At 68.0% G+C, this 16940-nt stretch carries 15 protein-coding genes; all 15 read left to right on the top strand.

Annotated elements, in window-relative coordinates:
- Positions 1-37 precede the first annotated feature (37 nt).
- The 15 genes from SE16_RS08020 (at position 38) to SE16_RS07950 (ending at position 16729) form a co-directional block, all read left to right on the top strand.
- Positions 38-1939 carry a putative cobaltochelatase gene (locus SE16_RS08020; protein ID WP_060687458.1) on the top strand — a complete coding sequence of 634 codons (1902 nt, stop codon included), beginning with the start codon at positions 38-40 and terminating at the stop codon, positions 1937-1939.
- Positions 1940-1952: 13 nt separating this feature from the next.
- Positions 1953-2141 (top strand): CbtB domain-containing protein, encoded by a 189-nt coding sequence (locus tag SE16_RS08015; protein ID WP_054493395.1) that lies wholly within the window; start codon positions 1953-1955, stop codon positions 2139-2141.
- Positions 2142-2157: 16 nt separating this feature from the next.
- A complete protein-coding gene (locus SE16_RS08010) occupies positions 2158-3216 on the top strand; it encodes a hypothetical protein (protein WP_054493396.1) in 1059 nt (352 codons plus the stop codon).
- Positions 3209-4966: an ATP-binding protein gene (locus tag SE16_RS16495; RefSeq protein ID WP_161804523.1), complete on the top strand. Its 1758-nt coding sequence runs from the start codon at positions 3209-3211 to the stop codon at positions 4964-4966. The genes SE16_RS08010 and SE16_RS16495 overlap by 8 nt, the downstream gene beginning before the upstream one ends.
- Positions 4948-5874 carry a sirohydrochlorin chelatase gene (locus SE16_RS08000; RefSeq protein WP_054493397.1) on the top strand — a complete coding sequence of 309 codons (927 nt, stop codon included), beginning with the start codon at positions 4948-4950 and terminating at the stop codon, positions 5872-5874. The genes SE16_RS16495 and SE16_RS08000 overlap by 19 nt, the downstream gene beginning before the upstream one ends.
- A gap of 12 nt (positions 5875-5886) precedes the next feature.
- Positions 5887-6549, top strand: coding sequence for a precorrin-8X methylmutase (locus tag SE16_RS07995; RefSeq protein WP_054493398.1), 663 nt, complete (start codon positions 5887-5889; stop codon positions 6547-6549).
- 15 nt (positions 6550-6564) lie between these two features.
- On the top strand, positions 6565-7767 hold the full coding sequence (locus tag SE16_RS07990; RefSeq protein ID WP_060687454.1) for a cobalt-precorrin-5B (C(1))-methyltransferase: 1203 nt from the start codon (positions 6565-6567) through the stop codon (positions 7765-7767).
- Positions 7764-8993, top strand: a complete 1230-nt coding sequence (locus SE16_RS07985) for a bifunctional cobalt-precorrin-7 (C(5))-methyltransferase/cobalt-precorrin-6B (C(15))-methyltransferase (RefSeq protein ID WP_060687452.1) — start codon at positions 7764-7766, stop codon at positions 8991-8993. The genes SE16_RS07990 and SE16_RS07985 overlap by 4 nt, the downstream gene beginning before the upstream one ends.
- Positions 8990-9721: a precorrin-2 C(20)-methyltransferase gene (gene cobI / locus SE16_RS07980; protein ID WP_054493677.1), complete on the top strand. Its 732-nt coding sequence runs from the start codon at positions 8990-8992 to the stop codon at positions 9719-9721. Before SE16_RS07985 ends, cobI begins: the two co-directional genes overlap by 4 nt.
- Positions 9718-11643, top strand: coding sequence for a precorrin-4 C(11)-methyltransferase (gene cobM, locus SE16_RS15395; protein WP_082381995.1), 1926 nt, complete (start codon positions 9718-9720; stop codon positions 11641-11643). Before cobI ends, cobM begins: the two co-directional genes overlap by 4 nt.
- Entirely contained in the window at positions 11625-12896 is a 1272-nt protein-coding gene (gene cobJ / locus SE16_RS15390; protein WP_082381994.1) for a precorrin-3B C(17)-methyltransferase, read from the top strand. Before cobM ends, cobJ begins: the two co-directional genes overlap by 19 nt.
- Positions 12893-13642 (top strand): uroporphyrinogen-III C-methyltransferase, encoded by a 750-nt coding sequence (gene cobA / locus SE16_RS07965; protein ID WP_054492502.1) that lies wholly within the window; start codon positions 12893-12895, stop codon positions 13640-13642. Before cobJ ends, cobA begins: the two co-directional genes overlap by 4 nt.
- A gap of 11 nt (positions 13643-13653) precedes the next feature.
- Complete coding sequence (gene cobT, locus SE16_RS07960) at positions 13654-14745, top strand: nicotinate-nucleotide--dimethylbenzimidazole phosphoribosyltransferase (RefSeq protein WP_054492503.1); 1092 nt, start codon at positions 13654-13656, stop codon at positions 14743-14745.
- 65 nt (positions 14746-14810) lie between these two features.
- Positions 14811-15386: a biotin transporter BioY gene (locus tag SE16_RS07955; protein WP_054492504.1), complete on the top strand. Its 576-nt coding sequence runs from the start codon at positions 14811-14813 to the stop codon at positions 15384-15386.
- Positions 15386-16729 (top strand): cobyrinate a,c-diamide synthase, encoded by a 1344-nt coding sequence (locus SE16_RS07950; RefSeq protein ID WP_054492505.1) that lies wholly within the window; start codon positions 15386-15388, stop codon positions 16727-16729. The genes SE16_RS07955 and SE16_RS07950 overlap by 1 nt, the downstream gene beginning before the upstream one ends.
- Positions 16730-16940: the final 211 nt, after the last annotated feature.

Here is a 16940-nt window from a genome sequence, read left to right as displayed (position 1 = left end):
GCTTCCCCCTTTTCGCGCGCACGCATGAGGTCGAACCATGAACCAACCACGTTACCCGTTTACCGCCATCGTCGGGCAAGACCAACTGAAAACCGCGCTCCTGCTCAACGCCGTCAACCCCGCCATCGGTGGCGTGCTCATCCGTGGGCACAAGGGGTCGGCGAAGAGCACCGCCGCGCGCGCCCTCGCGGCGCTTCTGCCGCCCATCCGCACGGTTGTGGGGTGCGCCTTCAACTGCGACCCCGACGCCCCTTGCGACGCATGCCCCACCTGCCGCCAACCCGACCGCCAGGTCGAAACGCGCCCTGCCCCTTTCATCACCCTGCCGTTGGGCGCGACCGAAGACCGCGTGGTGGGTACGCTCGACATCCAGCGCGTTTTGCGCGAGCGTGAACATGCCTTCCAGCCGGGCATGCTCGCCGCCGCGCACCGCGGCGTGCTCTACATTGACGAGGTCAACCTGCTCGCCGACCACCTGGTTGACCTCTTGCTCGACGCCGCCGCGATGGGCGTCAACACGGTGCAGCGCGAAGGCTTTGCCATCACCCACCCCGCGCGTTTCGTGCTCATCGGCACGATGAACCCCGAAGAAGGCGACCTGCGCCCCCAATTGCTCGACCGCTTCGGGTTGATGGTGGACGTGGTCGCGCCGACCGACCCCGCCGAACGCGCCGAGGTGGTGCGGCGGCGCATGGCGTTTGAACGCGACCCACACGCCTTTGCCGCCGCCTGGCGCGCCGAAGAAGACGCCTTGCGCGCGCGCATTCTTGCCGCGCGCGAACGCTTGCCGCACGTCCACCTTGACGATGACATGCTCGCCTTCATCGCGCGGCTCTGCGTGGAGTTTGAAGTCGAAGGCGTGCGCGCCGACATCACTCTCTGCAAAACCGCCTGCACGCTCGCGGCGTTTGACGGGCGCACCCACGTCACCCCCGACGACGTGCGCACCGCCGCCGAACTCGTCTTGCCCCACCGCCGCCGCCGGCAACCCTTTGAACAGCCCCATCTCGACCGCCAGCGGCTGGACGACCTCATGCGCGACCTGACCGACACGCCCCCCAACGCCGAGGGCGACGCGCCTGAGCCGTCGCCCGACGGCGATTCCCCCCCGGCGGACGGCGTCGAAGAAGAAACCTTCGCACCGTCGCCGACGGCAACACCTCACATCCAGGTTGTGGGGGCGGCTTCTCCCCCCCGCCCCCACGGCCGCCGCGCCGCCGCCACCCAAAGCCCCCGCGGGCGCTACGTGCGCGCCGTGCGCGACCCCCACGCTACCGACATCGCCTTCGACGCCACCCTGCGCACCGCCCTGGGGCGCGGCGACGCCCACATCACCATCCAGCGCGACGACCTGCACCGCAAAGTGCGCGAAGGGCGCACGGGCACGCTCATTCTCTTCGTGGTGGACGCCTCAGGCTCCATGGCTGCCCGTCGGCGCATGGAAGCCGCCAAAGGCGCCGTGCTCACGCTCTTGGGCGACGCCTACCGCCAGCGTGACGACGTGGCGCTTATCGCCTTTCGTGGACCACAGGCGCAGGTGCTTTTGCCCCCCACCCACAGCGTCGAACTGGCGGAACGCGCCTTGCGCACATTGCCCACCGGCGGGCGCACCCCGTTGGCGCACGCTCTCACGCTCGCCGGCGAGATGATTGCGCGCGCCCACCGCACCACACCCGAACGCCCCATCGTGCTGGTGCTCATTACCGACGGCAAAGCCAACGTGCCGCTGGACGGGCGCGACCCCTGGCACGCCACGCTGGACGCCGCCGCCCACCTCGCCGCCCAGCCCATCACCGCCATCGTGCTCGACACCGAGCAAGGCGTTGTGCGCCATGGGCGCGCCGCCGAACTCGCCGCCGCCTTGCGCGGCGTCCACATCCCGCTGGAAGACGTTTCGGCGGAGCAGGTTGTGCGCGTGGTTCAGCAAACCCTGAAATGAAAGGAGCAGATCCATGTACACGCACGAAACCCACACCCAGCACGAACAGAGCCACCTTTGGGAACACGCCTTCGTCCAAATGGCGCTGGTGCTGATTGTCGTCGGCGTCGTGCTGTGGGCGGTGCTTTTCACCAACTACCCACCCCTGCATGACGCCTTCCACGAACTGCGCCATGCGCTCTACGTCGTCCCATGCCACTAACAACAGGAGTGTGCACATGAAACGCTACCTCTGGCTTTGCCTGCTCGTTGCTCTGGCGCTGGTCGGGGGCGCGCGCGTCCGTGCGGCTTCCGCGCTGACCGTGCGCATCACCACCAATCCCCCCGTGCAAGCCATCATTCCGGATGAAACCTTCACCACCACCACACTCGACCTGCGCGACGCCGAGGGCAACCCCATTGAGGGGCTCGTCTGGCTGCATCTTGCCGCCCCTCAACCGCCCCGCCTCTTGGGAACCGATTTCCCCTACGTCGAAGGCTCGCAACTGCTCGACATTCCCGCTCTTGCGCAGAACGGGCGTGTTGAAGTGGGGCTGGTCTATCCCATTCGCGGCGCCTACACCTTCGACGTGGAAGCCCAACTGCCCAACGGCGACCGCCAACATGCCCGCGCCACGCTCACCATTGGCGAAAACCCCGCCGAACGGCGCAACTTTTTGGCGCTTCTTGGTGGGCTTTTTGGCGTGGGGCTGGCGGCGGGGCTGCTCATCGGGCGGTCGGCGTCGCGCTTGCTGGTGTTGGCGGCGTGCGCCTTGCTTGCCGGGCTGTGGAGCGCCCCCGTTGCCGCGCATGGCGGCGAACATGAGACGCCCCCCGCTGAAAATGAGTGGTCGTATGAAACGCCCACCTTCCGCATCGAGGGCGCATTTGACGCGACCGAAGCCGTGGTGGGCACGCCTTTCGGCTTCCACCTGAACGTCATCCCGCTCAACAACCAGCCCCTGCCCGCCGGGCGCATTCTGGTGGAAGCCATTCACACCGAAGATGAAAAGCCCATCTACCGTTTCACCATGCCCTTGCAGGCGGGGCACACCCACGCCGCCATGCACCTCTTCGACGGCGCGCCGCACCGCTTGCGCTTTACCGTTCTGTATGACGAAACCGGCGAATCCTTCACCGACGAGACCATCCTCCCCGTGCGCGGCGTCTCGCCGCCGTTTTGGGTGAAAGTGCGCGCCCTGCTCATCCTGTTGACGCCGTTGCTGGCGGGCATGCTGGCGGGCTATGGGCTGGCGCGCCGCACACAACGCCGTCTGCTTGCGGGGGCGCATGTTTGACATGTGGCGCTGGTCGGTGCTGCTGCCGCTTCTTCGCCATGCGCCCCCCGCCGCCTTGGGGGCGGCGTTGCCCTGGCTGGAACGCCTTTTCGCACCCGACCCCGTGGCGGTTCTGGCGAACGCGCCCCATTGGACGGTGCGATGGGTTGCCGCGCGGCGGCTGGCGCACACGCCCACCCCTTCGACTGATGAGCGGGCGGTGCTGTGGCGCCTGGCGGACGACCGCGAGCGTTTTGTGCGTGAAGAAAGCGCCCGCACCCTGGCGGCTTGGTGGCGGCGCGGCGTGGAAACGCCCCTGCCCGCCGCGCCAACCCCGCGGCAGTGGCAAACCGTTCTGCATGCCGTGGTCGCCCTGCTCGACGCGCCCACGCCGTCCGCGCTCGCCGTTGCCGAGCGCCTGCTCGCCACGGCACTGCGCGCCCCGCATGCCCCCCAGCAAGCGCGGAAAGAGGCGTTGTTGGCGCTCGCCCGCTACGACAGCCACGCCGCCTTGCGCGTCTGCACCGCCTGCGACACCGCCGAGTGGGAGACCACCGCCGACATTCCCGTGCCGCCCTTGCGCCTGGCGCAGGTGATTGGTCAGCCGCACGCCGTGCATGTCATTCAGGTGGCGGCTCGCCAGCGCCGTTTTGTTCTGCTGGTGGGGGAACCGGGCACGGGCAAAAGCATGCTGGGCGAAGCCATGGCGGAACTGCTGACCCCCCACACCTTGCATGACGTGCTAGTGCTCCCCAACCCGGAGCAACCCATCAGCCCGCGCATCCGCACCGTTCCCGCCGGGCGCGGCGCGCGTCTCATCGCCGCCGCCGAAGCCGCCGTGCGTCGTCGGCTGCTGGTGCGCCGCTTTCTGCTGGCGCTGGCGGTGGTGGGGCTGGGCGTCGCGGCGTTTGCCGCCCGTTTCACGGGGGCGTGGCAGTGGGTGCTGCTGCTGGCGGGCGTGGTGTGGCTTTTCTGGCGCACCACGGCATCGCCGACCCAGCAAGCGCATACGCCCCGCCTGCTGGTACGCCAGCACCCCCGCCGTGCGCCCTTTGTGGACGCCACCGGCTTGCACGCCGGCGCCCTGCTGGGCGACGTGCGGCACGACCCCTTCCAGTCCGGGGGGCGCGAAACACCACCCCACCATCTGGTGGAAGCGGGCGCGCTCCATCAGGCGCATGGGGGCGTGCTCTTCATTGACGAAGTGGGCACGCTTTCGCGTGAAACCCAGCAACACCTGCTCAGCGCCATCCAGTCGCGGCGACTGGCGATTACCGGGCGCTCCCCCGCATCGAGTGGGAGCATGGTGCGCACCGACCCCGTGCCCTGCGACGTGGTGCTGGTGCTGGCGGGCAACACCGACGACTTGCAGCGCCTGCATCCTGCTTTGCGTTCGCGCATGCAGGGCTACGGCTACGAAGTCCACATGGCGACGAGCATGCCCGACACGCCCGAAAACCGCGCCGCGCTGGCGCGCTTCGTGGCGCAGGAAGTGGCGCGCGACGGGCGTATCCCCCACTTCACCCGCGCCGCAGTTGACGCGCTCATCGCCGAAGCCGCCCGCCGTGCGCCGCCCGGACGCCTGACCCTGCGCCTGCGCGAACTGGGGGGCGTGGTGCGCGCCGCGGGCGACCAGGCGGTGCTCGACGGCGCGCCACACGTTGAAGCCCACCATGTCGAACGGGCGTTGCAGGTCTTGCACCAGACGACGCATCCCGAACATCCCATCAAACCAGGAGAGAAGGAGCCGACATGCCAACCGTCTTGTTGATTGCCCACGGAACGCGTGACGCCGAAGGCGTCGCCCAATTTGAAGCCTTTGCACGCGCCTTGTCGCGCTACCTGGATTGGCCGACCGTGCCCTGCTATCTGGAACTCGCCGACCCGCCCATCATCGTTGGCTTGCGCGAAGCCGTCGCAAACGGCGCTACCCACATCATCGCGTTGCCGCTCTTTCTTGGTCCGGCGGGGCATCAAAAGAACGACGTGCCCACCATCCTCAACTGGGCGCGCCGCGAATGGCCGCACGTGCGCATTGACTACGCCACACCGCTCGGCGTGCATCCGTTCATTGTCGAAACGCTGGACGACCGCACCCAAGCCGCCCTTGCCGCGTCCACACGCCCCATCCCGCTGGACGAGACGGCGGTCTTGCTTGTGGGGCGCGGCAGCCGCGACCCCGATTCCAACTCCAACGTCTTCAAACTGGCGCGCCTGCTCTGGGAAGGGCGCGGCTACGGCTGGGTGGAGACCGCTTTTTACAGCCTCACCGCGCCGACCGTGCCTGCCGGGCTGGAACGCTGTGTGCGGCTGGGCGCACGCCGCATCATCGTGACGCCGCACTTCTTCTTCACGGGCATCATCCTGAAAAACATCGCCCGCATGGTGGCGGACGCCGCACGTGCGCATCCCGAACACGAATTTTTGATGGCGGAACCGCTCGGCGCTGATGAGCGCATTCTCGCGCTGGTGCAACAGCGCCTGCAAGAAGCCATGGAAGGGCGCGCCGCGATGAATTGCGACCTGTGCAAATATCGCCATCGCATGCCCGGCTTCGAGCATGAGCATGGCTTGCCCCAAACCAGCGACCACCATCACGGCTTGCGGGGGCTGGACGGGCATCACCATCACCACCATCATCACCACCACCACGACCACGACCACGGGCATCAGCATTGAAAGGCGGCGACCATGCGCAAGGCGTCTTCACCCCAACAGCCGGAACAGATTAGCGCGGCATCGTTCGCCGTGATTCGGCGCACGTTGCAGGCGGCGGGCGTCCGCTTGCCGCCCGAACAAGCGCCCATCGTGGAGCGCATCATCCACGCCACTGCCGATTTTGAGTTCGCGCACATTACCCGTTTCAGCGCGGGCGCGGTAGCCGCAGGGGTTGCCGCCCTGCAACAGGGCGCGCCCATCGTCTGCGACGTGAACATGGTGCGCGTCGGGTTGGACATGCGCCGTCTCCGAGACCTGGGCGGGGCGGCGTACTGCTTCGTGCATGAAGCGACCACCGCCGAGCGCGCCCGTTGCGAGGGCATCACGCGCAGTGCCGCGGGTGTGCGCATCGCCGCCGAGCAAGGCTTGCTCGATGGGGGCGTGCTGGTGGTGGGGAACGCGCCTACGGCGCTCTTTGAGGCGCTGCACCTGCTGGATACGGAGCGTATTCGTCCCGCGCTGATTGTGGGCGTGCCGGTGGGGTTCATCAACACGGTTGAAAGCAAAGCCGCGCTCATGCACCGCCACGACGTGGCATGGATTGCCACCGCGGGGCGCAAAGGGGGTTCGCCGGTTGCGGTTGCCATCGTCAACGCCCTGTTGCGCCTGGCACTGGGCGACGCGCCGCATACGTGAACGTGAGGAGAGCGTATGCATCACGTACCACCGCGCAACAAACAGGGCAAGCGTTGGGGCTTCACAACAGGCGCTTGCGCCACCGCCGCCGCCACCGCCGCGGCGCAGGCGCTCATCACGGGGCGTCCCGTCTCCGCTGTCTGCGTGCGCCTGCCGATTGGGTTCGAGGCGTTCTTCCAGCCGATTGCGTGGCGGGTGAGCGCCGAGGAAGCCGCTTGCTGCATCATCAAAGACGGCGGCGACGACCCCGACATCACGCACGGCACGCGCATTTGCGCCCGTGTGCGCTGGGATACGACCCGCGCCGCCGGCTTGACCATCGAGGGGGGCGTTGGGGTGGGGCGGGTGACGCGCCCTGGTCTGGGCTTGCCCGTGGGCGGTCCCGCCATCAACCCTGTGCCGCGCCGCATGATTGACGACCATGTGCGCGCTGTCCTGGGCGACCTGCTCGACCGCCGCGCTGTTGAAGTCATCATCGAAGTTCCTGAAGGGGAGCGGCTCGCCCAACAGACGCTCAACCCTCGGCTGGGCATTGTGGGGGGCATCAGCATTTTGGGCACAACGGGCGTGGTCTTTCCCTATTCGACGGCGGCATGGCGGGCGAGTGTGGTGCAGGCGGCGGAAATGGCGGCGCTGAGCGGGGCGCAGCACCTTGTGCTAGCTACCGGTGGGCGTTCGGAAGCCTACGCCCGCACTTTCTACCCCGATTTGCCCGAAAACGTCTTCGTGGAGATGAGCGTCTTCACGGGTGCGGCGTTGAAAACGTGCGCCGCCTACGGCGTGCCGCGTGTGTCGCTGGTGGGCATGATTGGCAAATTGGTGAAAACCGCCCAAGGGCACATGACCACGCACGTGGCGGGCAATCAGGTGGATTTTGCCTTTCTGGCGGACATTTGCCGGGACGTGGGAAGTGCGCCCGCGCTGGTGGACGCCGTGCGTCATGCCAACACCGCCCGCCACTTCCTGGAACTTTGCCGCGCGGCGGACGATTGGCGTCCTGTGCGCCGTGTGGTTGAAGAAGCCGCCCGCCAATGCGCCGCTTTTGTTGCCGACATGGGCGCGCGCATGGAGATTGAGGTGGTGCTGGTGGATTTCGACGGTACGGCGCTTGCCCGCGCCCGCGCTGTTGCCGAGCCTGCGGGAGAAGCGTCGCCCCCGCCGCGGCCTTCACGCCTGTTTGTCGAGCGCGCCGCTGAGGGAGAGGAGGGGTGTCAATGAGTCGCGTGTCATCCCACCAGCCGCCCATCCACATCATCGGCGTCAACGGGCGCGCCGACCGCTTGCCCCCCCACCTGCAAACCCTGCTCGCGCAGGCGGACTTGCTGGTTGGCGGTCGGCGGCATCTGGCGGACGCCCCCACCCCCCATGCCGAGCGCCTGCCCATCGGCAACAACATCGCGCAGGTGGTGGACGCCGTCCGCGCCGCATGGACGCAGGGGCGGCGTGTGGTGGTGCTGGCGTCGGGCGACCCGCTTTGCTACGGTATCGGCGCCACACTGCGCCGCTTCTTCCCCGCCGAGGCGCTGCGCATCCATCCCGCGCCAAGCGCCTTCCAACTGGCGTTCGCCGCCCTGGGCGAACCCTGGCACGACGCCGCTTTGCTCAGCGCCCACGCCCGCCCACTCGCCGACGTGGTGGCGCAGGCGCTCGTCGCCCCCAAAGCCGCCATCCTCACCGACCCCGTGCAGACGCCCGCCGTCGTCGCCCGCGCTTTGCTGGACGCCGGCATGCCCCCCGACGCACCCGCCGCCGTCTGCGAAAACCTGGCGCTGCCCGACGAACGCATCTGGCGCGGCACACTCGCCGCCGCCGCCCAAACCGACTTTGCCCCGCTCAACGTCTTCGTGGTCTGGCAGCCTGCACCGCCGCGCTCGCCCGAACCGCCCGGCATCCCCGACCATCTGTTTGCCACCGACGCGCGCCAAATCACCAAGCGCGAAATCCGCTTGCTGGTGCTGGCGGAGTTGCGCGTGCGCCCCGGCGAGGTGGTCTGGGACATCGGCGCGGGAAGCGGCGCCGTCAGCATCGAACTGGCGTGCGCGGTGCCCTCGGCGCGCTGCTTCGCCGTTGAACGGCGGGCGCACATGTTTGCGCATCTCTGCACCAATCTGAACCGCTTTCCCGCGCCCAACGTGCACGCCGTGCTGGGCGAAGCCCCCGACGCCTGCGCCGATTGGCCTGCGCCGCACGCCGTCTTCATCGGGGGGAGCGGCGGTCGGCTGGCGGAGATTCTGGCGGCGGTGCGGGCGCGTTTGCGTCCGGGGGGGCGGCTGGTGTGCACCCTTGCCACGCTCGACAACCTCTACCACGTGCGGCGGGTGCTCCCGACCGCGCGTTGGTATCAGGTGCAAATCAACCATGGCGTGCCCATTGGCGCGTCTGAACGGTTGCGCGCCGAAAACCCCATCTGGATTGTCTGCTATCAGCACGAGGAGCAACCATGACAGCCACACTCACCGCCGTAGGTGTTGGACCCGGCGACCCCGAATTGCTGACCGTGAAAGCCGTGCGCGTGCTCGACCACGCCGACGTGGTCTTTGTGCCGCGCAGTCGCGACGGTGAAGAGAGCCTGGCGTTGCGCATTGCGCGCCCCTGGTTGCGCGCCGACCAGCGCATCGTTGAACTTCCCTTGCCCATGACCCGCGACATGGACGCCCTGCGCGCCGCCTGGCGCACCGCCGCCGACACCATTGCCGCGACGTTGGGCGACGGAGCGGGCGCGTACATCTTGCTGGGCGACCCTCTGCTCTATGGCACTTTCATCTACATTGCCGCGGCACTGCGTGAGCGCCATCCACACATCGCCTTGCGTGTTGTGCCCGGCGTTCCGTCGTTTTCCGCTGCGGCGGCGCGCGCCTTTTTCCCGCTCGCCACCACCAACAACCGCGTTGCCATCTTGCCCGCCTCGTATGAAACCGACGCCGCCGCCCTGCGCCGCCTGCTCGCCGATTTCGACACTGTCATCCTGCTGAAAGTGGGACCCGTTTTGCCGCGCATCGTCGCGGCACTGCGCGAAGCGGGTTTGCTGGCGCACACCATCTACGCCGAGCGCGTGGGCATGCCCGAAGAGCGCATCATCCACGACATCACCGCCCTGCCCGACGCGCCCGCGCCCTACCTTTCCTTGCTCATCGTGCGGCGTCCCGAAGCAGAGAGGAGTGAGACCCCATGACCCACATGCCGCATCCCGGCACCGTCTATTTCATCGGCGCAGGTCCCGGCGCGCCCGACCTGCTGACCCTGCGCGCGCGCGCCGTGCTCGCCGAAGCCACCCTTGTGCTCTACGCCGACAGCCTGGTGCATCCCGACGTGCTGGCGTTTGCACCGCCGACCGCACGCATCGAAGGCACCAGCGGGCTGACATTGCCCGACATCATCGCCGCCATGGTGGAAGAAGCCCGCCGCGGCGGTGTTGTGGCGCGTTTGCACAGCGGCGACCCCGCCGTGTACGGTGCGATTGCCGAGCAAATGCACGCCCTGGACGCCGCCGGTGTGCCCTACGAGATTGTGCCCGGCGTTTCCAGCCTCTTCGCCGCCGCCGCCCGCATCAAACGGGAATTGACCATGCCCGGCGTCGCGCAATCCATCATTTTGACCCGCGCCGCCGGCCGAACCGGTTTGCCGCGCAACGAATCGTTGCAGGCGTTTGCCGCCCACGGCGCGACCCTGGCGATTTTCCTCAGCGTGAGCCGTATCCAGCAGGTGGTGGACGACCTTCTGGCGTCCGGCGGCTACACGCCCGAAACGCCCGTGGCGGTGGTCTATCGCGCCACGTGGGAAGATGAGCAAGTGGTGCGCGGCACGTTAGCCACCATCGCCGAACAGGTGCGCGCCGCCGGCTTCACCCGCCAGGCGCTCATCCTCGTGGGCGACGTTCTGGGCGACGCACCGCCGCCCGCCACTTCGCACCTCTACGCTCCCGATTGGCGGCATCGCTTTCGCCCCCATGGCGCGCCCATCAAGCGACCGGTGCGCCGCGGCGACTCGTTCTCCGCCGCAACGCACATCGTCGCCCTCAGCCGCGACGGAAGCCGTCTGGCGCGAACCCTGGCGGACGCGCTGGATGGGTGCGCGTGGGTTCCCCGCCGTTTCGCCGACGACGAGCCCCGCGTTCAGCCCTACGACGAACGCGCGCGCGACCTTGTGGCGCATCTCTGGACGCAGAGCCGCCGCCTGGTGCTCATCATGCCGGTGGGCGCGGCGACGCGCCTCATCGCGCCGCACCTGCGCGACAAACAGCACGACCCCGCCGTGGTGGTCTGCGACGATACGGGGCGTTTCGTCATCCCGCTGGTGGGGGGGCACTTGGGCGGCGCGAACACCCTGGCGACCACCATCGCCGCGCATCTGCACGCTACCCCCGTCATCACCACAGCGAGCGATTTGCGCGGCGTGCCCGCACTCGACCTGTTGGGGCGCGAGCGTGGCTGGCGCATCGCGCCGGAGAGCGCCCTCACCCATGCCGCCGCGGCGCTGGTCAACGGGGAGCGGATCGGGCTCTTTGTCGAACCCGATTTGCCGGACGAAGCCGCGTTCCTCACACAGGCGTTGGCGGCGTTGCCGCCCGAACAGGTGCAGAGGGTTGAAACGCCCGCCGACCTGCTCGACCCCGCCTATGCCGCGGTGGTGCTGGTCAGCCACCGTTTGCGCGCCGAGTGGCAATCCTTGCGCGGGCGGGGCGTGCTCTATCGCCCGCCCGTGCTGGTGGTGGGGGTGGGGTGTCGGCGGGGCGTGCCGGCGGAAGAACTCGAAGCCGCCGTGCAAACCGTGCTCGCCCGGCACGGGCTCGCCGCCGACGCCCTCAAAGCGGTTGCCACCGCCGCCATCAAAGCCGACGAAGCCGGCATCCGCCGGTTGGCGGAGCGGTGGCGCGTGCCTTTGTGCATTGTCGAACACGACGACTTGCGGGCGCTGGACGCGCCGTTTTCACCCAGCGCCGCCGCGCGCTTTGGCTTGCCCGGCGTTGCCGAACCAGCCGCGGTTGCCGTGGCGCAAGGCGCGTTGCTGGTGCCCAAACAGCGTTTCAAGCGGTGTACGGTGGCGGTCGCGTTGGCGCAATCCGAAGGGAGGGGCATATGCGCATCCATCTCGTGAGTTTGGGACCGGGCGATCCCGCCTACATGACGCCCGACGCCTTGCACGCGCTGCAACAGGCCGACGTGGTGTTGGGCTACCAGGGCTACTTGCAGGCGCTCGATCCCCTCTTGCGCCCTGACCAGCGGCGCATCGGGTTCAATTTGGGGGAAGAAGTGGCGCGCGCGCGCACGGCTGTGAAAATCGCGCGCGCGGGCGACGTTGTGGCGCTGGTGAGTAGTGGCGACGTGGGCGTCTATGGCATGGCGGGCACGCTGTTTGAAGTGCTTGCCGACCTGGCGTGGGATGGCGCGCATCCCGAAGTGGTGGTGCATCCGGGGGTGAGCGCCATGTTCGCCGCCGCGGCGCGGGTGGGCGCACCGCTGGCGCATGATTTTTGCGCCATCAGCCTGAGCGATTTGCTCACGCCGTGGCACGTCATCGAGCGGCGCATTTGGGCGGCCGCCAGCGCCGATTTTGTGGTGGCGTTCTACAACCCCCGTTCCCGCAAGCGCGATTGGCAACTGGCGCGTGCGTTCGACATTCTGCGCGCCGAACGCCCCCCGCAGACGCCCGTCGCCGTCGTGCGCAATGTGAGCCGTCCCACCGAAACCGTGCAACTTACCACCCTTGCCGACGCCCAACCCGACGCGGTGGACATGTTCACCATCGTCATCGTTGGCAACAGCCAGACCCGCTTTGTCGGTCCTTGCATGGCGACGCCGCGCGGCTACTTTGCCGAAGAGCCAGCGCCGCTTGCCGAACCGTCCAGCGCCGCGCGCGGGGCGCGTTCCACCAACACACTCTACCCCCTCTTGCTGAACACGGCGCACGGTCTGCGCGCCGTGGTGGTGGGGGGTGGGCGTGTCGCCACGCGCAAAGTGCGCGGATTGCTCGACGCCGGCGTGCGGGTGCGCGTCATCAGTCCCACGGCGACAACGGCGATTCAGCAGTGGGCGGTGGCGGGGCGTCTGGAATGGGTGGCGCGCGCCTACCGTGAAGGGGACGTGGCGGGTGCAGATCTGGTGTTTGCGGCGACCGACCGGCGCGAGGTGAATGCGGCGGTTGCTGCGGAAGCGCGCGCGTGCGGTATCGCCTGCAACGTCGCCGATATGCCCGAAGAGGGCACCTTCTACGTGCCGGCGGTGCTGCGCCGCGATGATGTGCTGGTGGCGGTGAGCAGCGGCGGGCAAGCGCCGCGTACCGCCGTCCGCCTGCGCGACGCCATCGCCGCATGGCTGGCGGAACACCACCCGACGGAGGATGAAGCATGAGCGGCAAAGTCTATCTCGTCGGCGCGGGACCCGGCGCGGCGGACCTCATCACCTTGCGGGGGCTGCGCGCCCTGCAACGCGCCGATGTCGTGCTCTACGACCGCTTGATTGCCCCCGAATTGCTTGACGAAGCGCCGCCGCACGCCGAGCGCATTTTCGTGGGCAAAGCCGCCAGTCGGCACACCATGCCCCAGGACGCCATCAACGCGCTGTTGGTCGAACGGGCGCGCGCCGGGCAACAGGTGGTGCGCCTGAAAGGCGGCGACCCGTTTGTCTTCGGGCGCGGGGGCGAGGAAATGCTGGCGTTGCTGGAAGCGGGCGTCCCGTTTGAGGTGGTGCCGGGCGTCTCGTCGGCGATTGCGGTGCCGGCGTTGGCGGGCATTCCCGTGACGCATCGGGACGTCGCCAGTGGGTTCGCAGTGGTGGCGGGGCACGAAACGCCGGACAAAGCCGCCTCGTCGCTGGATTGGTCGGCGCTGGCGCGCATTCCCACGCTGGTGGTGCTGATGGCGCGCAAAAATATCGCTGCCATTTGCACGGCGCTGCTCAGCGCCGGGCGCGCGCCCGACACACCCGCCGCCGCCATCAGCGCCGGCGGCACACCGCACGAGCAGGTGGTTGCGGCGACGCTGGCGACGTTGGCGCAGGCGGTGGAAGCCGCCGACATGCCCACGCCCATGCTGGTGATTGTGGGGGAGGTTGTGCATCTCATGCCGTCGTGTGCAACCAATCGATTTTCACGATAAAGGAGGCTGTCATGCAAAAACTCAACGCAACCATTGCCGCCATTCGTCCGCTGGACAAAGCCGCTATGCAGGCCGCCCGTGAGCGGCAAGACCAATTGACCAAGCCGCGTGGAAGTTTGGGGCGGCTGGAAACATTGTCGGTGCAACTGGCGGGCATTTTGGGCACGCCCCGCCCCCGCCTGCGCGACAAAGCGGTCGTCACCATGGCGGGCGACCATGGCGTGGTCGCCGAAGGCGTGAGCGCATTCCCCCAGGAAGTGACGCCCCAGATGGTGTACAACTTCCTGCGGGGTGGCGCAGCCATCAACGTGCTGGCGCGGCATGCGGGGGCGCGTGTGGTCGTGGTGGACATGGGCGTCGCTGTTGATTTGGACCCACACCCCGACCTGGTGGTGAAGAAAATTGGCTATGGCACGGGCAACATTGCGGTTGAACCGGCGATGACGCGCGAGCAAGCCATCGCCGCGCTGGAAGCGGGGATTGAGGTTGTCGAAGCCGAAGTGGCGCGCGGGCTGGATGTGCTCGCCACCGGCGACATGGGCATTGGGAACACCACGCCGTCGGCGGCGATTGCCGCGGCTATTACCGGGCGTGCGCCGGGCGAAATTGTGGGGCGCGGCACCGGGCTGGATGAGGTAGGCGTGGCGCGCAAAATTGGCGCTGTCCAGCGGGCGCTTGCCGCCAACCGTCCCGACCCCTACGATGGGGTGGACGTGCTCGCCAAGGTGGGGGGCTTTGAAATTGGCGGGCTAGCCGGCGCGATTCTGGGCGCGGCGGCGGCGGGTCGCCCCGTGGTGGTGGATGGCTTCATCTCAACTGCGGCGGCGATGATTGCCGTGTCGCTGGCGCCGCAGGTGCGCCCGTACCTCATTGCCGCGCATCACTCGCAAGAGCGGGGGCACCGCATCATGCTGGATTGGCTGGGGCTTCACCCACTGCTGAACCTCGATTTGCGGCTGGGTGAAGGCACGGGCGCGGCGCTCGCCTTCCACGTGCTGGACGCGGCGTGCGCCGTCCTGAACGAGATGGCGACGTTTGCCGAGGCGGGCGTTTCCGAGGAGATTGAGAAAACAGAAAAAGAAGGGCGTATCCTGGAAGCCTGAAAGGTGTATTTTCGCATGGGTGCATTTGCATCCGTGAGAAAAAACAAACAGGAAGGAGGATACACATGACACACTACCCAACCATCACCCAAGCCATCTGGCCGCAAGCCACCTGGCGACACAAAGCGCTGCTGGTGGTGCTGGGCAGCCTGTTGACGGCTGTCGCCGCGCAAATCAGCATCCCCTTGCCGTTTAGCCCTGTGCCCATCACCGGGCAAACGTTCGCCGTCTTGCTGGTGGGGGCGCTGTTGGGCAGCCGCGCGGGGGCGGCGGCAATGCTCGCCTACCTTGCCGAAGGCGCGGCGGGCTTGCCCGTCTTTGCCGGCGGGAAAGGCGGATTGGCGGTGCTGGTGGGACCCACCGCGGGGTATCTGTTCGGCTTTGTGGCGGCGGCGTTCGTCGTCGGCTGGCTGTGTGAACGGGGCTGGGACCGTCGCGTCTGGACGGCGGCGCTGGCGATGTTGATTGGCAACGTGGTGATTTACCTGTTCGGCTTGCCCTGGCTAGCGAAATTTGTGGGCACAGACAAGGTGCTGGTGATGGGCTTGTTGCCCTTCATTCCCGGCGACCTGTTCAAACTGGTGCTGGCGGCGCTGGCGTTGCCGTCGGGCTGGAAACTGCTGGGCTTGAAGAGTGAGTGATGACGATTCCGCGTTTGGTTGTGGCCGGTGCGCACAGCGGGGTTGGCAAAACCACGCTGGCCACCGGCCTGATGGCGGCTTTGGCGCGCCGCGGGTTGGCGGTGCAGCCCTTCAAAGTTGGTCCCGATTACATTGACCCCACCTACCACACCCTCGCCACCGGGCGCGCCTCGCGCAATCTGGACACGTGGATGGTCTCCCCCGAGCGTGTAGCGGCGCTGTTTGGGCGTGCCGCGCGCGATGCGGACATTGCCGTCATCGAAGGCGTGATGGGGGTGTTCGACGGCTACGGCTATGAGGACGACCGGGGGAGCACGGCGGAGGTGGCGCGGTTGTTGCGTGCGCCCGTAGTGCTCGTGCTGGATGTGGCGCGCGTGGCGCGGAGCGCCGCGGCGATGGCGCACGGGTTCGCCACATTCGCCCCCGATCTGCCGCTGGCGGGCTTCATTCTCAATCGGGTGGGGAGTGCGGCGCATGGCGACGGCGTGCGCCGGGCGGTCGAACAGGCGACAGGCTTACCCGTGTTGGGAGTTGTGCCCCGCGAGGCGTCGGCGCAGGTGCCGTCGCGCCATTTGGGGCTGGTGCCCACGGTTGAACCAGGCGCGTGGGCGGCGTTCGTTCATGCCGCGGCGGATTTGGTGGAGCGGACGTGTGATGTGGCGGCGTTGCTCGCGCTGGCGCACGCAGCCCCCCCGTTGTGTGGGGCGGCTTCCTTGCCGCCGCCGCGCCCTTGCGCCTTTCGGCGTATCGGCGTGGCGCGTGATGAGGCGTTCAGTTTCTACTACGAGGACAATCTCGATGTCTGGCGCGATGCAGGCGTGGAGATTGTGCCCTTCAGCCCGTTGCGCGACCGTGCGCTCCCCTCTGATGTGGATGCGTTGTACATTGGCGGCGGTTTCCCCGAACTGTATGCCGAAGCCCTGGCGGACAATGCGGCTTTGCGCGCCGATGTGCGTGCGGCGCATGCAGCGGATGTGCCGCTGTATGCCGAGTGTGGGGGCTTCATGTACTTGATGCAGGCGATTATCACACAGGAAGGGCGCGCTTTCCCCATGGTGGGGCTTGTGCCGGGGAACGCGGTCATGCAGGCGCGGCGCGAACGGCTGGGATATGTGGAAGTTGAACCGGCGCGCCCGCATTGGGTGGCGCGCGACGGTGTGCGCTTGCGGGGGCACGTGTTCCATTGGAGCCGCTGGGAGGGGTTCACCCCGTCGCGCGAGACGGCGGCGTGGGTGGTGTTGCCGCGCCGCGGTGGTGATGTGTTGCCGGAGGGCTACCGCCGCGGGCGGTTGGTGGCGTCGTATGTGCATGTGCATTGGGCGGGGGAATGGTGGGGCGCGTAGGCTTGCACGCGCCGCGCTTCGGTCGTTTTTCCTCTCCATAAACAAAACGCCCCCGCGCCGTGTTGGCGCGAGGGCGTGTGTCGTCTCAGGAACGCGGGCTTAGAAGTCCATCGGCGGCGTGCCGGCGTCGGCCTTTTCCTTTTCGGGCAGGTCCGTCACCAGCGCTTCGGTCGTCAGAATCATCGCGCCGATGCTGGCCGCGTTGAGCAAC

Source organism: Ardenticatena maritima, from assembly GCF_001306175.1.
In the GTDB taxonomy this organism is placed as follows: Bacteria; Chloroflexota; Anaerolineae; order Ardenticatenales; family Ardenticatenaceae; genus Ardenticatena; species Ardenticatena maritima.
This window is presented reverse-complemented; position numbering and strand designations above follow the sequence as displayed.

Coding starts and splice junctions, on each gene's coding strand:
- SE16_RS08020 (WP_060687458.1), top strand. CDS start 38: ATGAACCAACCACGTTACCCGTTTACCGCCATCGTCGGGCAAGACCAA.
- SE16_RS08015 (WP_054493395.1), top strand. CDS start 1,953: ATGTACACGCACGAAACCCACACCCAGCACGAACAGAGCCACCTTTGG.
- SE16_RS08010 (WP_054493396.1), top strand. CDS start 2,158: ATGAAACGCTACCTCTGGCTTTGCCTGCTCGTTGCTCTGGCGCTGGTC.
- SE16_RS16495 (WP_161804523.1), top strand. CDS start 3,209: ATGTTTGACATGTGGCGCTGGTCGGTGCTGCTGCCGCTTCTTCGCCAT.
- SE16_RS08000 (WP_054493397.1), top strand. CDS start 4,948: ATGCCAACCGTCTTGTTGATTGCCCACGGAACGCGTGACGCCGAAGGC.
- SE16_RS07995 (WP_054493398.1), top strand. CDS start 5,887: ATGCGCAAGGCGTCTTCACCCCAACAGCCGGAACAGATTAGCGCGGCA.
- SE16_RS07990 (WP_060687454.1), top strand. CDS start 6,565: ATGCATCACGTACCACCGCGCAACAAACAGGGCAAGCGTTGGGGCTTC.
- SE16_RS07985 (WP_060687452.1), top strand. CDS start 7,764: ATGAGTCGCGTGTCATCCCACCAGCCGCCCATCCACATCATCGGCGTC.
- cobI (WP_054493677.1), top strand. CDS start 8,990: ATGACAGCCACACTCACCGCCGTAGGTGTTGGACCCGGCGACCCCGAA.
- cobM (WP_082381995.1), top strand. CDS start 9,718: ATGACCCACATGCCGCATCCCGGCACCGTCTATTTCATCGGCGCAGGT.
- cobJ (WP_082381994.1), top strand. CDS start 11,625: ATGCGCATCCATCTCGTGAGTTTGGGACCGGGCGATCCCGCCTACATG.
- cobA (WP_054492502.1), top strand. CDS start 12,893: ATGAGCGGCAAAGTCTATCTCGTCGGCGCGGGACCCGGCGCGGCGGAC.
- cobT (WP_054492503.1), top strand. CDS start 13,654: ATGCAAAAACTCAACGCAACCATTGCCGCCATTCGTCCGCTGGACAAA.
- SE16_RS07955 (WP_054492504.1), top strand. CDS start 14,811: ATGACACACTACCCAACCATCACCCAAGCCATCTGGCCGCAAGCCACC.
- SE16_RS07950 (WP_054492505.1), top strand. CDS start 15,386: ATGACGATTCCGCGTTTGGTTGTGGCCGGTGCGCACAGCGGGGTTGGC.